Annotated in this window: 13 protein-coding genes; 8 read left to right on the forward strand and 5 right to left on the reverse strand. The window is 52.4% G+C overall.

Annotation, left to right across the window (positions count from 1 at the left end; genetic code table 11):
- Positions 1 to 9 precede the first annotated feature (9 nt).
- The 3 genes from clpP to bolA all read right to left on the reverse strand — a co-directional run bounded on the left by clpP (position 10) and on the right by bolA (position 2892).
- Complete coding sequence (clpP, locus tag LU196_RS02485; protein WP_232758142.1) at positions 10 to 633, reverse strand: ATP-dependent Clp endopeptidase proteolytic subunit ClpP; 624 nt, start codon at positions 631 to 633, stop codon at positions 10 to 12.
- A gap of 336 nt (positions 634 to 969) precedes the next feature.
- The gene (gene tig, locus LU196_RS02490; RefSeq protein ID WP_232758143.1) at positions 970 to 2274 is read right to left on the reverse strand and encodes a trigger factor; all 1305 of its coding nucleotides are present in this window, start codon (positions 2272 to 2274) and stop codon (positions 970 to 972) included.
- A gap of 303 nt (positions 2275 to 2577) precedes the next feature.
- Positions 2578 to 2892, reverse strand: coding sequence for a transcriptional regulator BolA (gene bolA / locus LU196_RS02495; protein ID WP_232758144.1), 315 nt, complete (start codon positions 2890 to 2892; stop codon positions 2578 to 2580).
- 266 nt (positions 2893 to 3158) lie between these two features.
- Between bolA and LU196_RS02500 the strand changes: the two genes are divergently transcribed.
- The 8 genes from LU196_RS02500 (at position 3159) to LU196_RS02535 (ending at position 12085) form a co-directional block, all read left to right on the forward strand.
- Positions 3159 to 3737, forward strand: coding sequence for a lipoprotein (locus LU196_RS02500; RefSeq protein ID WP_232758145.1), 579 nt, complete (start codon positions 3159 to 3161; stop codon positions 3735 to 3737).
- 53 nt (positions 3738 to 3790) lie between these two features.
- Positions 3791 to 5281, forward strand: coding sequence for a muropeptide MFS transporter AmpG (gene ampG, locus LU196_RS02505; protein ID WP_232758146.1), 1491 nt, complete (start codon positions 3791 to 3793; stop codon positions 5279 to 5281).
- A 428-nt stretch (positions 5282 to 5709) separates the two neighbouring features.
- Positions 5710 to 6636 (forward strand): cytochrome o ubiquinol oxidase subunit II, encoded by a 927-nt coding sequence (gene cyoA / locus LU196_RS02510; RefSeq protein WP_232758147.1) that lies wholly within the window; start codon positions 5710 to 5712, stop codon positions 6634 to 6636.
- A gap of 4 nt (positions 6637 to 6640) precedes the next feature.
- A complete protein-coding gene (gene cyoB, locus LU196_RS02515; RefSeq protein ID WP_232758148.1) occupies positions 6641 to 8623 on the forward strand; it encodes a cytochrome o ubiquinol oxidase subunit I in 1983 nt (660 codons plus the stop codon).
- Positions 8623 to 9240, forward strand: coding sequence for a cytochrome o ubiquinol oxidase subunit III (locus tag LU196_RS02520; RefSeq protein ID WP_232758149.1), 618 nt, complete (start codon positions 8623 to 8625; stop codon positions 9238 to 9240). Before cyoB ends, LU196_RS02520 begins: the two co-directional genes overlap by 1 nt.
- Positions 9240 to 9569 carry a cytochrome o ubiquinol oxidase subunit IV gene (locus LU196_RS02525; protein WP_232758150.1) on the forward strand — a complete coding sequence of 110 codons (330 nt, stop codon included), beginning with the start codon at positions 9240 to 9242 and terminating at the stop codon, positions 9567 to 9569. Before LU196_RS02520 ends, LU196_RS02525 begins: the two co-directional genes overlap by 1 nt.
- Before the next feature lie 13 nt (positions 9570 to 9582).
- On the forward strand, positions 9583 to 10470 hold the full coding sequence (gene cyoE, locus LU196_RS02530; protein WP_034828090.1) for a heme o synthase: 888 nt from the start codon (positions 9583 to 9585) through the stop codon (positions 10468 to 10470).
- A 250-nt stretch (positions 10471 to 10720) separates the two neighbouring features.
- Positions 10721 to 12085 carry an MFS transporter gene (locus tag LU196_RS02535; RefSeq protein ID WP_232758151.1) on the forward strand — a complete coding sequence of 455 codons (1365 nt, stop codon included), beginning with the start codon at positions 10721 to 10723 and terminating at the stop codon, positions 12083 to 12085.
- Positions 12086 to 12117: 32 nt separating this feature from the next.
- On the opposite strand, the gene adhP is transcribed toward LU196_RS02535, so the two are convergent.
- Both adhP and LU196_RS02545 read right to left on the reverse strand, forming a co-directional pair.
- Positions 12118 to 13158 carry an alcohol dehydrogenase AdhP gene (gene adhP, locus LU196_RS02540; RefSeq protein WP_370640957.1) on the reverse strand — a complete coding sequence of 347 codons (1041 nt, stop codon included), beginning with the start codon at positions 13156 to 13158 and terminating at the stop codon, positions 12118 to 12120.
- A gap of 30 nt (positions 13159 to 13188) precedes the next feature.
- Positions 13189 to 14709 carry an aldehyde dehydrogenase family protein gene (locus tag LU196_RS02545; RefSeq protein ID WP_232758152.1) on the reverse strand — a complete coding sequence of 507 codons (1521 nt, stop codon included), beginning with the start codon at positions 14707 to 14709 and terminating at the stop codon, positions 13189 to 13191.
- Between the last annotated feature and the right edge of the window lie 45 nt (positions 14710 to 14754).

Genomic DNA, 14754 nt, shown 5'->3' on the forward strand with positions numbered 1-14754 from the left:
AGATGTGTCTTATTGGCGGTGCGTCAAAATAGAATCGACCAAGCCGTACTCTACCGCTTCACCGGCGGAGAGGAAACGATCGCGCTCAGTGTCGCGCTCGATTTGCTCCAGCGATTTGCCCGTGTGTTCAGCCATCAGCTCATTCATACGCTGTTTGACCTTGAGGATTTCACGCGCATGGATTTCGATATCCGTCGCCTGGCCCTGATAGCCGCCAAGGGGCTGGTGAATCATGACGCGAGAGTTAGGCAGACAGAAACGCTTGCCCTTGGTGCCTGCTGTAAGCAGAAACGCCCCCATGGAACACGCCTGACCCATACAAATGGTGCTGACATCCGGCTTAATGAACTTCATGGTGTCATAAATTGACATGCCCGCCGTGATGACGCCACCGGGTGAGTTAATATAGAGGTAAATGTCTTTTTCGGGATTCTCAGCTTCCAGAAACAGCATCTGCGCCACAATCAGGTTGGCCATGTGATCTTCAACCTGACCGGTAAGGAAAATCACACGCTCTTTAAGCAAGCGGGAGTAAATGTCGTAAGAACGCTCGCCACGCGAGGTTTGTTCGACCACCATCGGCACCAGCGCCATGTGCGGTGCAGTAAATTCACGATCGCCACTGTATGACATTACCGTCTCCTGATAAATTTCATTGGCAACATTCTGTACCGATTTTACGTGAGACGCAGCAGGAAAACTATGCGCGCGCTTCTCACTCCGACAATACGGGACGGTTAATCAGTCAGCTTCACTGTTTTCATGCGTACTCCCTTCATCTGGGGATGCTGCGCAGTTGTTTCAAGCATAACAACCTTTTGTCCGTTCGCTAACACGGAAAAAGAGCATACTCAACAATTTGGCGATTAATTAGTCAAAATAGCGACTTAAATTGCTTAATTAGGCCAGATAAAGAAAAAGCCCGCGACTTTTCAATCGCGGGCTTGGCACATAAGGTTAACGAATGAATCAGGCCGCTGAGGTCTGGTTCATCAGTTCCTGGAAGTTAGTGGCTTTATCGGTCACTTTGGCTTTTGCAAGAACCGCTTCAACGGCTTGTTCTTCCAGCGCAACGTTACGCATATTGTTCATCAGCTCTTCGTTCTTGCTGTAGAACTCAATCACTTCTTTAGGATCTTCGTAAGCGGAAGCCATCTCTTCAATCAGCGCGTTTACGCGCGCTTCGTCAGCTTTCAGCTCATTGATACGGATGACTTCACCCAGCAGCAGACCCACGACAACACGACGCTTCGCCTGCTCTTCAAACAGCTCACGAGGCAGCTCTAGCGCTTGCTTCTCGTTGCCGCCGAAACGCTGTGCAGCCTGACGGCGCAGCACATCGATTTCGCTGTCGATCAGCGCCGCAGGAACGTCGATCTCGTTGGCATTCACCAAACCGTCAATTGCCTGAGACTTCACGCGGTTACGGATAGCGCCTTTGAGCTCGCGCTCCATGTTCTTACGTACTTCCGCACGCAGGCCGGCAACAGAACCGTCTTCAACGCCGAAGCGCTTGATGAACTCTTCGGTCAGCTCAGGCAGTTCGCGCGTTTCAACTTTCTTCAGCACGATCTCGAACTTGGCGTCTTTACCCTTCAGATTTTCCGCGTGGTAATCGTCTGGGAATTTCACATCAATGGTGAAGGTTTCGCCGGCTTTCTTGCCAACAATACCGTCTTCAAAACCAGGGATCATGCGCCCCTGGCCCATTGCCAGTACGAAATCAGAGGCTTTACCGCCTTCAAACTCTTCGCCGTCAACAGAACCGCTAAAGTCGATAGTTGCGCGATCTTCAGCCGTCGCAGCAGCATCCGTTTCTTTCCAGGTCGCCTGCTGTTTCTGCAGGGTTTCCAGCATGGCATCGACGTCAGCATCGGTCACTTCAACCACCGGCTTTTCAACTTCGATCCCGTCTAAGCCTTTCAGCTCAACTTCTGGATAGACTTCAAACTCCACCGCGTAGGTGAAATCTTCGCCTTCTTTATATTCACCTGGCACGTAGTTAGGCGCACCCGCTGGATTGATTTTCTCTTTGATGATGGCGTCAACGAAGTTGCGCGTCATCAGTTCACCCAGCACGTCCTGACGAACAGAAGCACCGTAGCGCTGGTTGATGATGTGAGCGGGCACTTTGCCTTTGCGGAAACCGTCGATACGGACTTTCTTAGCCACTTCCACCAGTTCTTTCTTCACTGCGCTTTCAATTTGGTCCGCAGGGACAGTAATTGAAATGCGACGGCCCAGACCCTGAGTGGTTTCTACTGAAACTGTCATCTTGTTACCTCAAAAAATCACGTGCTCGGTCAACTTCAGACACCACACATAAACAATGCGCCGTATCCAACATTCGGGACGGCCTCTGTAGGCAGAACCTAATCCCTGTTACCAGAAGCGCCCCGAAGACACTCCGGAAAAATAGACGCAGCATTATAGCGGCATCGCTGTGGCGAGTCGAGGCTGCAAACTCACCACTTTTTACCGGTTTTGCTGCTTTTCTGCGCCACAGATCGCGTTTCTCAGGAATTTATTCAACAAAAAACGGCCCGCAGGCCGTTTTAGAAGAGAAAACGTTGGCATTTACGCCAGCGTGCCAGCTCCGCGACAATTGGGCGACGCTAAGACGGTATCTTGCAGACCTTCCCACTCTTTTGATGTGTAAGTGTGCAACGCCAGCGCGTGTACGGTTCCTTCCAGCTCAGCCGTCAATTCGCTATAAATACTGCGATGACGCTGGAGAAAACGCTGGCCGGTAAACAGGTCACTGACAATGACGACTTTAAAATGGCTTTCAGACCCTGCAGGCACGTTATGCCGATAGCTCTCATCGTGCACTTCGAGATGCGCTGGATTGAACGCTTTACGCAGCTTTTCTTCTATTTGTTCGCGAATCATTTTTGACACCTCGTTAAGGCGAGCGCGCTGCCCATCTGTCTAAATCTTAGTTGGTTTTCGACCATAACCGCAGTGTGTGCGGAAAAAATCTTGATGTGGAGCGCATCTTAACGACGGTTAACGCAAGGTCAAGCCAGCATGCTTTCTTCTGCTCTGAAAAAAGCCTTTACAATCAATTTCACTCGGCCCAGGGCTTTTTTCACGTTGCCGCAGTGCTATGATGGCCGCAGTTTTGCAAACCAACCTATAAGCTAACGAGAACGAGTATGTTGAAAAAACTGTTATTCCCTCTGCTGGCTGCTTTCATCTTAGCCGGCTGTGCCAGCAACACGACGACCTTAAATATCCAACCCAAGATCCAACTGCCTGCACAAGATCCCGGCCTGATGGGCGTGACCATCAGCGTTAACGGGGCTGACCAGCGTAGCGATCAGGCTTTGGCGAAAGTGAACCGTGATGGTCAGCTGGTTACGCTGACGCCTTCACGCGATCTGCGTTTCCTGCTGCAAGAAGTGCTGGAAAAACAGATGACGTCTCGCGGCTATATGATTGGTCCGAACGGCGCCGTGGATCTGCAAATCGTGGTGAATGGGCTGTACGCGGACGTGACGCAAGGCAACGTGCGTTATAGCATTACCACGAAAGCGGATATCTCTATCATTGCAACGGCCAAAAACGGTAACAAGCAGGTGAAAAATTACCGCCAGACTTACAGCGTAGAGGGCGCATTCAATGCGACTAACGCGAAAATCACCGATGCGGTCAACGCCACCTTGAGCGATGTCATTTCTGACATGGCGCAAGACACCAGCGTGAATAACTTCATCAAGCAAAACGCTCATTAAGTCCTCGCTCCTCTGCCCGGCCACTGCTGGCCGGGCCTTATCTCAGGTCCGTTATGTCTTCTCACTATCTGCGCATTTTTACCCAACGTAACGCGGCGGTGCTGCTGCTGTTAGGCTTTGCTTCTGGCTTACCGCTCGCGCTCACTGCGGGAACGCTTCAGGCGTGGATGACAGTGGAAAATGTTGATCTGAAAACCATCGGCTTTTTTTCGCTGGTGGGTCAGGCCTATGTGTTTAAGTTTTTGTGGTCACCAATGATGGATCGCTATACGCCGCCATTGCTTGGTCGACGACGCGGCTGGCTATTGCTCACGCAGTTAGCGTTGATTGCCGGTATCATCGCAATGAGTTTTATGCAGCCGGCTCGCGATCTTACGCTGCTGGCAGCACTGGCGGTACTGGTGGCATTTTTGTCTGCCTCGCAGGATATTGTCTTTGATGCCTGGAAAACCGATGTTCTTCCGCCCGAGGAGCGCGGCAGTGGTGCTGCTATCACGGTACTGGGCTATCGGCTGGCGATGTTGATCTCAGGCGGGCTGGCATTATGGTTGGCCGATCGCTTTCTTGGTTGGCAGGCCACTTACTGGCTGATGGGCTTACTCATGGTGCCCGGCGTTATTGCTACCTTGCTCGCCACAGAACCCGCTGCGCCGGCGCGTGAACCTCACTCTTTGCGCCAGGCCGTTGTGTTCCCGCTCAAAGACTTTTTCCAACGCAATAATGCGTGGCTTTTGATTACGCTCATCATCTTGTACAAACTCGGTGATGCGTTTGCCGCCTCTCTCACCACCACCTTTCTGATTCGGGGCGTGGGATTCAGTGCGGGCGACGTAGGGCTGGTCAACAAAACGCTTGGTTTGATAGCCACTATCGTCGGTGCGCTTTACGGCGGCGTGTTAATGCAACGCCTTTCGCTCTTTCGCGCATTAATGATTTTTGGCTTATTGCAGGCTTTTTCTAACTTTGCTTACTGGCTGCTGGCGATAACGCCACCGCACTTATGGAGCATGGCCAGCGCCGTCTTTATTGAAAATCTCTGCGGCGGCATGGGCACGGCGGCTTTCGTCGCGTTGCTGATGGCGCTCTGTAATAAATCCTTCTCGGCCACTCAGTTCGCCTTACTGTCCGCGCTTTCTGCCGTTGGACGCGTCTATGTTGGCCCAGCGGCGGGTTGGCTGGTGGAACTGTGGGGTTGGCCCACTTTTTATGCCTTCACCGTGGTGGCCGGTTTACCGGGTTTACTGCTTTTATGGGTTTGTCGCAGCACGTTGAACACGCTACAGCTGCGTGGCGAATTTACACCGCGTACTTTATGGGCCACGGGTTACCGCTGGACGGTCCGACTTTTCAGTTTGGGCGGCGTGTTTATTGGGCTCTGGCTGATTGCCTTAATGATGCATATCCTGAAGTACTGGCAGGGCGAACGCCTTCTCCCGCTGCTGTTTGAAACGGGACTCGTTTTTGCATTAATTGCCGTTATGCTGGGGGTCATTCTTGATTGTCTGGCGTTAAAAAAACAGGCAGGTTCTGACGTCAGCGAATGATTATTTTTCGCGGTCCATGGCGGCGGAAAAATATCGTGGAAACATTCAGCGTGCGATAGCATTTTTTTTATCGCGAAATAGAAACATTAAATTAACATCCCTGCTGATATTTAAATCCGGTGCGCAATTAGTTTGTTTAAAAGTCATGATGTAAATGATGCGCAATTGTTAATGAAGTGAGCAATAAAAGTACCGTTTATGCTTTCCCTGATTTCTATACGGTTTTATCATCTGTTTTTGTTATATTGACGCCAACTGCTTGTCCCACCTGATAATTTATCACCTTGCGCAACATGTGTGACACCCTTAGCAAAAGGTGTCAACAGCCATCTGACACATCCTTAAGCTGGTTTACACTGCATAAACCTTCCCGTAAAATGCGCGCACACTTAAACGACAATAGAGCCCTTTGTCATTGAGGTCGTTAAATGAGACTCATGAAATACAATAAAAGTTTGGGGATTTTGTCATTAATCGCAGGCGCTGTATTACTCAGCGGCTGTGATAGTGCGTTGTTAAATCCCAAGGGACAGATTGCACTGGAGCAACGTTCACTCATTCTGACAGCATTTGGCTTGATGATGATCGTCGTTATTCCCGCAGTCTTGATGGCTGTTGTGTTTGCCTGGAAATATCGGGCAACCAATACCGACGCGAAGTATAGCCCCAACTGGTCACACTCTAATAAAGTGGAAGCCGTGGTCTGGACCATTCCGATCCTGATCATTCTCTTCTTGGGTGTGCTGACCTGGAAATCAACCCACGCGCTGGAGCCAAGCAAACCGCTGGCCTCTGACGTTAAACCGGTTGAGATCGACGTTGTGGCGCTGGACTGGAAATGGCTGTTCATTTACCCAGAACAGGGTATTGCAACCGTCAACCAGATTGCCTTCCCGGCAAATACGCCAGTGAACTTCAAAATCACGTCTAACTCTGTGATGAACTCCTTCTTCATTCCTACGCTCGGCAGCCAGATCTACGCCATGGCGGGCATGCAGACTAAACTGCACCTCATCGCCAATGAGCCAGGAACGTTCGACGGTATCTCAGCCAACTTCAGTGGTCGTGGTTTCTCTGGCATGAAGTTCAAAGCCATTGCTACCAAAGACGATGCGGAATTCCAGCAGTGGGTTGCCAAAGTTAAAGCGGCACCTAACACGCTGACTACCATGGATGATTTCGAAAAGCTGGCAGCGCCTAGCGAGAATCACCCGGTAGAATATTTCTCAACTGCTAATCCTGAACTGTTCAAGCAGGTTATTGATAAGTTCATGATGAGCCACGGGAAAATGGACATGTCAGAACATAAAGGCATGGACATGAATCACGCCGCTGCTGCGGGAGCCGAGGAATAATACGATGTTCGGAAAATTAACACTGGATGCAGTGCCCTACCATGAACCGATTATCATGGTTACGGTCGCCGGTATCATCATTGGTGGTCTGGCGCTGGTTGCTGCTATTACCTATTTTGGTAAATGGCAGTATCTGTGGTCTGAATGGCTGACCTCCATCGACCATAAAAAACTGGGTATCATGTACATCATCATGGCATTTGTCATGTTACTGCGCGGCTTTGCCGATGCGGTGATGATGCGTACTCAACAAGTCATGGCTTCCGCCGGGGAAGCGGGCATTCTACCGCCCCACCACTACGATCAGATCTTCACCGCCCACGGCGTGATTATGATCTTCTTCGTGGCGATGCCTTTCGTGGTTGGTCTGATGAACATTGCGGTTCCGTTGCAAATCGGTGCCCGCGACGTTGCGTTCCCTTTCCTTAACAACCTGAGCTTCTGGTTTACCGCTATCGGTGTGATTCTGGTTAACCTGTCTCTGGGCGTGGGCGAGTTCGCACAGACCGGCTGGCTGGCTTATCCACCGCTTTCAGGCGCGGAGTACAGTCCGGGTGTCGGGGTCGACTACTGGATTTGGAGCCTCCAGCTCTCGGGCATTGGTACAACCCTGACCGGTATCAACTTCTTCGTAACCATTCTGAAGATGCGTGCTCCGGGCATGGACCTGTTCAAAATGCCGGTATTTACCTGGGCGGCGCTGTGTACTAACGTCCTGATCATCGCGGCGTTCCCGGTTCTGACTGTTACGCTGGCGCTGTTGACGCTTGACCGTTACCTCGACTTCCATTTCTTTACCAATGAAATGGGCGGTAACATGATGATGTACGTCAACCTGATTTGGGTCTGGGGTCACCCGGAAGTGTACATCCTCGTTCTGCCGGTCTTTGGTGTCTTCTCTGAAGTCACTGCGACCTTCTCGAAAAAGCGTCTGTTTGGTTACACCTCACTGGTATGGGCAACCATCGCCATCACCGTACTGTCGTTCATTGTTTGGCTGCACCACTTCTTCACCATGGGTGCGGGTGCCAACGTAAACGCCTTCTTCGGTATCATGACGATGATTATCGCCATCCCAACCGGCGTAAAAATCTTCAACTGGCTGTTCACCATGTATCAGGGTCGTATTGAGTTCAACTCAGCGATGCTGTGGACCATTGGCTTCCTGGTGACCTTCTCTGTTGGTGGTATGACCGGCGTTCTGCTGGCGGTTCCGGGTGCGGACTTCGTGCTGCACAACAGTCTGTTCCTGATTGCTCACTTCCATAACGTTATTATCGGTGGTGTGGTATTCGGTTGTATGGCTGGCGTGACCTACTGGTTCCCGAAAGCGTTTGGTTTCACGCTGAACGAAACCTGGGGCAAACGCGCATTCTGGTTCTGGATTATCGGCTTCTTTGTTGCCTTTATGCCGCTGTACGCACTGGGCTTTATGGGTATGACGCGTCGTCTGAGCCAAGACATTGATCCGCAGTTCCACTCTCTGCTGGTTGTTGCGGCAGTCGGTGCGGCGCTGATTGCTTGCGGTATCCTCTGCCAGCTGATTCAGTTCTATGTTTCTGTGCGCGATCGTGAGCAGAACCGTGACCTGACCGGTGACCCGTGGGGCGGTCGTACGCTGGAGTGGGCAACCTCTTCACCACCACCGTTCTATAACTTCGCGGTTATCCCTCAAATCCACGAGCGTGATGCGTTCTGGGAAATGAAAGAGAAAGGCGAAGCGTACAAGCAGCCAGAAAAATATGAAGAAATTCATATGCCGAAAAACAGCGGCGCGGCCATTGTTATCGCTGCCTTCATGACGGTCTTTGGTTTCGCTCTGATCTGGCACATTTGGTGGCTGGCAGGCCTCACCTTCCTGGGCACGATTGTGACCTGGATTGTGAAGAGCTTCGATGAAGACGTGGATTACTACGTTCCAGTTGCTGAAATTGAGAAGATTGAGAAGAAGCACTTTGATGAAATCAGCAAAGCAGGTCTGAAATAATGCCAACTGAAACTGTGACTAATCACCACCACGACGCCCATGCGGAGCATGGGCATCACGATGCAGGCGCCAATAAAGTCTTTGGCTTCTGGATCTACCTGATGAGTGACTGCATTATCTTCGCAACCCTGTTTGCGACCTATGCAGTTATGGTTAACAACACTGCCGGTGGCCCGGCAGGTAAAGACATCTTTGAACTGCCGTTTGTGCTGGTTGAAACCGCATTGCTGCTGTTGAGCTCCATTACCTATGGTATGGCAGTGATTGCAATGAACAACCAGAACAAAGGTTCAGTCATCAGCTGGTTGGCGCTGACCTTCCTGTTTGGTGCCGGATTTATCGGGATGGAGATCTATGAGTTCCATCACCTGATCGCGGAAGGCTTCGGTCCAAACCGTAGCGGCTTCCTGTCCGGGTTCTTTACGCTGGTTGGTACGCACGGTCTGCACGTGACCTCTGGTCTGGTGTGGATGGCTGTACTGATGTTCCAGATTGCAAAACGTGGACTGAGTGCCACTAACCGCACTCGCATCATGTGCCTGAGCCTGTTCTGGCACTTCCTGGATGTGGTTTGGATCTGCGTATTCACCGTTGTCTATCTGATGGGGGCCATGTAATGAGTCATTCTGTTAACGAACATGGCGCATCTCACGGTAGCGTGAAGTCCTACATGATCGGCTTCATCCTCTCTATCATCCTGACGGCAATCCCGTTCTGGATGGTAATGGATGGCAGCGCCTCACACGGCACCATTTTGGGTGTTGTTCTGGTGTGCGCAGTGGTTCAGGTGCTGGTTCACCTGGTCTACTTCCTGCATTTGGACAGCAAATCAGAGGGTGGCTGGAACATGGTGGCCATTGTCTTCTCCGCAGTCATCATTCTGATTGTGGTCGTAGGCTCACTGTGGATTATGTGGAACCTCAACTACAACATGATGGCCCACTAAAGAGTCACGCGTAATGATTAAGCAATACCTGCAAGTAACAAAACCAGGAATTATTTTCGGCAATTTAATTTCTGTGATCGGTGGATTCCTGCTGGCTTCAAAAGGCAGCATTGATTACCCCCTGTTTCTCTATTCACTGGTAGGCGTATCACTGGTGGTCGCGTCAGGTTGTGTTTTCAACAACGTGATTGACCGTGATATTGACATCAAAATGGAGAGAACGCGGAACCGTGTTCTGGTCAAAGGCCTGATCTCGGCGAAAGTAAGCCTGGTTTATGCAACCGCATTGGGTATTGCTGGCTTTGCGCTGCTGTATTTCGGTGCGAATCCGCTGGCCATGTGGCTGGCGGTAATGGGCTTCGTCGTGTATGTCGGCATTTACAGCCTCTACATGAAGCGTAATTCAGTCTACGGCACGCTGATTGGCAGCCTGTCAGGTGCGGCTCCGCCGGTGATTGGCTATTGTGCAGTCACCAATCAGTTCGACGCGGGCGCCCTGATCCTGCTGGCTATCTTTAGCCTGTGGCAGATGCCGCACTCCTATGCGATTGCCATCTTCCGCTTTAAAGATTACCAAGCGGCTAACATCCCGGTTCTGCCGGTGGTGAAAGGCATCTCGGTCGCGAAAAATCATATTACGCTCTATATTTTGGCGTTTATGATTGCCACGCTGATGCTGACGCTCGGCGGCTACGCCGGGTACAAGTATCTGGTGGTTGCAGCCGCGGTTAGCGTGTGGTGGCTTGGAATGGCACTGTCAGGTTACAAAACCTCAAACGACAAAGTTTGGGCGCGTAAACTGTTCGTGTTCTCCATTGTTGCCATCACTGCCCTGAGCGTGATGATGTCAGTTGACTTCATGACGCCAGCATCAAAAGACTTACTGACTTACGTTTGGTAAATCCAACACCGTAACCAGCTGAAAGGGCGCGAATTTCGCGCCCTTTCTTTTTGTTACCACTGCTTAAGAACAATTGTTTTACCCGCCCTGCCCTGCTCAATAAAATAGAGGTTGATGCCCACAATCATCCGCGTTGCAGGCGAAGGGTCGTGCGCGATTATCCTTGCATCGATTCAGCACAGGATTTCAGAGCGCTCACTCCGCACAGCTGCAATGGGACGTCTGACGGCACAAACTTACAGAGGTTGGAATGAACGACAATAAAATGACGCCAGTAGAGCTGCGTGCTACATGGGGTTTAGGCACCGTTTTTTCCCTGCGTATGCTGGGAATGTTTATGGTTCTACCGGTATTAACGACTTACGGTATGGCGTTGCAGGGCGCCAGTGAAACCTTAATTGGCCTCGCGATCGGCATTTACGGCTTGGCGCAGGCCATTTTTCAGATTCCCTTCGGACTGCTGTCAGATCGCGTAGGCCGCAAGCCACTGATCGTAGGCGGGCTCCTGCTGTTTGTACTGGGCAGCATTATCGCTGCCATGACAACGTCCATCTGGGGCGTAATTTTAGGGCGCGCGCTGCAGGGCTCGGGGGCCATTGCCGCTGCCGTGATGGCACTGCTCTCCGATCTCACGCGCGAGCAAAATCGCACAAAGGCCATGGCGTTTATCGGCATCAGCTTTGGGGTCACTTTCGCCATTGCCATGGTAATTGGCCCGATCGTCACCCATGCATTGGGTCTTCATGCGCTGTTCTGGATGATTGCGATCTTGGCCACGCTGGGCATCGTCATCACCTTGTTGGTCGTCCCGCGTGCGCCTGGGCATGTGTTGAACCGTGAATCTGGCATGGTCAAAGGCAGTATTCGCGCGGTGTTAGCCAATCCCAAATTACTCAAACTTAACGTCGGAATTTTGTGCCTGCATGTGTTGCTGATGTCGAGCTTTGTGGCGCTGCCCGGCCAGTTTGAACAGGCAGGCTTCCCCCCCGCTCAGCACTGGAAAATTTATTTAGTCACCATGCTCGTTGCCTTTGTTGCCGTGGTACCGGTGATTATTTACGCCGAAGTGAAACGTCGTATGAAGCGGGTGTTTGTCAGCTGCGTGGCGCTGATCATTATCGCTGAAATCGTGCTGTGGGGCGCGGCAGGTCATTTTTGGACTTTGGTGATTGGCGTGCAGCTTTTCTTCCTCGCCTTCAACGTCATGGAAGCCATCTTACCTTCGCTGATCAGTAAGGAATCGCCTGCGGGCTATAAAGGCACCGCCATGGGCATTTACTCCACCAGCCAGTTTCTTGGCGTGGCGATTGGCGGCAGCATCGGCGGCTGGATTTTCGGTCATTTCGATGCACAAACGGTATTTTTAGTGGGGGCCATCGTGGCCGCGGCTTGGCTGTTTGTGGCCATGTCGATGCAGGAACCGCCCTATGTCAGTAGTCTACGTCTGGTCTTGAGCGATGCGGTGCTGGCAGTCCCGAACCTTGAAAAGCGGCTCAAGGCGCAACCGGGCGTCAGTTCGGTATTTATCGTGCCGGAAGAGAAAAGCGCCTACATAAAAATCGACAGCAAAGTGACCAGCCGCGTTGAACTGGAAGCGCTGCTGGCCAGCAGTTAAGTTAAGGGCGTCCCCGGGGATGCCCTTGTGCTTTACAGGGACATATCAATAACAATGCGCCCTTCAATTTTCCCGGCGTGCATACGCGCAAAGATATCGTTGATGTTGCTCAGCGGCTCGACCGCAACATTCGCTTTCACCTTATGCCGCGCGGCAAAATCCAGCGCCTCTTGCAGATCTTTTCGCGTACCTACGATGGAACCGCGCACGGTGATCCCATCCAGCACCATATCGAAAATCGACAGATCGAATTTCCCCGGCGGCAGGCCGTTTAGCACCATGGTGCCGCCACGACGCAGCATGCCGATGGCCTGCTCAAACGCTTTCGGCGAAACAGCGGTGACCAGCACCCCTTTGGCACCGCCAAACTGCGCATGGAACGCACTGGCCGGATCGCCCTGACTGGCGTTCGCCACCACGCTTGCCCCGAGGCGTTTTGCAAAGGCCAATTTGTCGTCATCAATATCTACCGCCGCCACGTTCAACCCCATTGCGACCGCGTATTGAATAGCCATATGGCCGAGACCGCCGATGCCAGAAATCACCACCCAGTCGCCTGGTTTGGTGTCGGTCATTTTCAATCCTTTGTAAACGGTGACGCCTGCACACAATACCGGGGCGATTTCGGTATCGCTGAGGTTGTCAGGAATAATCCCGACGTAGTTGGCATCCGCCAGACAGTATTCTGCAAAGCTGCCGTTTACTGAATAGCCCGCGTTCTGCTGGGATAAGCAGAGCGTTTCCCAGCTATCAAGGCAGTGCTCACAGTGGCCACAGGCGGAATAGAGCCACGGAACGCCAACGCGATCGCCGAGTTTCAAATGCTTGACCCCTTCGCCTATTGCGACCACTTGGCCCACACCTTCATGACCGGGAATAAACGGTGGAGAGGGTTTAACCGGCCAATCCCCTTCTGCGGCATGTAAATCGGTATGGCACACGCCGGTGGCGCTGATTTTCACCAAAATTTGCCCTGCGCCGACCTGCGGCACTGGCACGTCTTCAATCACCAACGGTTGGCCGAACGCTTTTACCACGGCGGCTTTCATGCTGGTTTTAATCTGCATCGTCATCTTTCACGCTCCATTTACACGGATGGGAATTCAGAACAAGCCCAAAGGCGCGGTACTGTAACTCACCAGCAGGTTTTTGGTTTGCTGGTAGGCGCTGAGCGCCATTTTGTGCGTTTCACGTCCCACGCCTGACTGCTTATAACCGCCAAAAGCCGCGTGCGCCGGATAAATGTGATAGCAATTCGTCCACACCCGCCCCGCCTTGATACCGCGCCCCATGCGATAAGCGAGGTTAGTATCGCGCGTCCACACGCCGGCCCCAAGCCCAAACTGCGTCTCGTTGGCGATAGCCAGCGCTTCTGCCTCATCTTTGAAGGTAGTTACGCCAATCACCGGTCCAAAAATCTCCTCCTGGAAGCAGCGCATCGTATTCGTGCCCTTGATCAAAGTCGGCTGAATATAGAAGCCCTGTTCAAGTTCGTGCGCCATGCTAGCGCGGTCACCGCCGGTTAAAATCTCGCCGCCCTCTTCCCGCGCGATGGTGATGTAAGAGAGAATTTTATCGAACTGTTGGCGTGACGCCTGCGCCCCGATCATGGTATCGGTATCCAGCGGATCGCCCCGGCGGATCGCCGCCACTTTCGCCATGACGCGCGCCATAAATGGCGCATAAATGGATTCGTGAATCAGTGCCCGCGACGGACAGGTGCACACTTCGCCCTGATTGAAAAAGCCCAGCACTAGCCCTTCAACCGCTTTGTCGATAAATTCCGGTTCGCCGTCCATTACATCAGCAAAATAGATGTTCGGTGACTTGCCGCCTAGCTCGACGGTACAGGGAATGATGTTTTCAGCCGCGCAGGCCATAATGTGACGCCCCACCGGCGTGGAGCCGGTAAAAGCAATTTTGGCGATACGCTTGCTGGTTGCCAGCGCTTCACCGGCTTCCCGGCCAAATCCCTGCACAATGTTCACTACACCCGCCGGAAACAGATCGCCGATAAGCGTCATCAGCAGCGTGATGGCCAGCGGCGTCTGCTCTGCAGGTTTCATGACCACGCAGTTACCGGCGGCCAGCGCAGGCGCCAGCTTCCACGCGGCCATCAGCAGGGGAAAATTCCAGGGGATAATTTGTCCCACCACGCCAAGCGGCTCGTGGAAATGATAAGCCACCGTGGTCTCATCAATCTCCGCCGCGCTGCCCTCTTGCGCACGCAAGCAGCCTGCGAAATAGCGAAAATGATCGATGGCCAGCGGTAAATCGGCGTTCAGCGTTTCGCGAATCGGCTTACCGTTGTCCCAGCTTTCCGCCACCGCCAGCATTTCAAGCTGCGCCTGCATGCGGTCAGCGACCTGCAACAGCAGAGTCGCACGATACTGCGCGCTGGTTTTACCCCATGCCTCAGCCGCCTGGTGAGCGGCATCCAGAGCCAGATCGATGTCGCGCGCGTCAGAGCGCGGAAATTGGGCGATCTCGCTGCCGTCAACGGGCGAGATGTTGGTAAAATATTCACCGCTCAGCGGAGCAATGAACCGACCGCCAATGTAGTTGCCGTAACGTGCCTGAAATGACACAAGCGCGCCAGGGGTGCCGGGATGAGCATAACGCATTGTAAACTCCTTGCCGTAGGGTCAGTTATTATCAGTTTTTCCGTC

Origin of the sequence: Pantoea sp. Mb-10 (genome assembly GCF_021272205.1) — a bacterium.
GTDB lineage: Bacteria > Pseudomonadota > Gammaproteobacteria > Enterobacterales > Enterobacteriaceae > Pantoea.